Genomic DNA, 800 nt, shown 5'->3' with positions numbered 1-800 from the left:
CCCGTCGCTTCCAACTTACCACTTTCACCTGCACATATTGTTAAATCATTTACTGCAATGCTTGGTTTTGGTGCTGTCTCAACTTTACCATCCGCTGTACCGATACATCCTTTTGATGTTGTACAAGTGGCTGTGTATGTCGTTGTTCCTGAAACTGTTGGTTTAACCGCCAATGTGCTGCCACTTGGCGTGCCACCACCTGTCCAACTTACTGTGCCAGTACATCCTGTCGCTGTCAAGGTAGCTGTTTCTCCCAAACAGATTTTCGCAGTGTTTATTGTGATAACAGGATTTGGATTAACTGTCAATTTACCAGTTGCACTATTCACACATGTGGCATTGTTCGATGAAATCGTACAGGTCGCTGTATAATTATATGTACCAGCGTTCGCTTGGGTTACTTTCAAGGTCGAACCTGTCGCCCCTGTGTTCCAGGTGATTGTTCCGTTTGAACAGCCTGTCGCTACCAATGTCGCTTCTTTGCCTGCACATACTTCTACATCTGCTACCGCTATCTGTGGTTTGCTGTTGGCTTTTACTACTCCACTCGCTTCTGCTGTACATACTTTACCGTTCGTCGTTAAGGTACAAGTCGCTGTATATGTTCCTTCTGCACTAACAGTGATGCTTGTGCCTGTCGCGCCTGTGCTCCACGTTACTACTCCTGTACATCCCGTCGCTTCCAACTTACCACTTTCACCTGCACATATTGTTAAATCATTTACTGCAATGCTTGGTTTTGGTGCTGTCTCAACTTTACCATCCGCTGTACCGATACATCCTTTTGATGTTGTACAAGT

1 pseudogene is annotated in these 800 nt (G+C 45.4%); it reads right to left on the bottom strand.

Annotated features, from left to right (window positions below):
• Positions 1 to 800 (bottom strand): annotated as a pseudogene (locus tag WAE64_RS24760) (hypothetical protein); the annotation flags it as partial.

The organism is Emticicia soli (assembly GCF_037860775.1).
GTDB lineage: Bacteria > Bacteroidota > Bacteroidia > Cytophagales > Spirosomataceae > Emticicia > Emticicia soli.
This window is presented reverse-complemented; position numbering and strand designations above follow the sequence as displayed.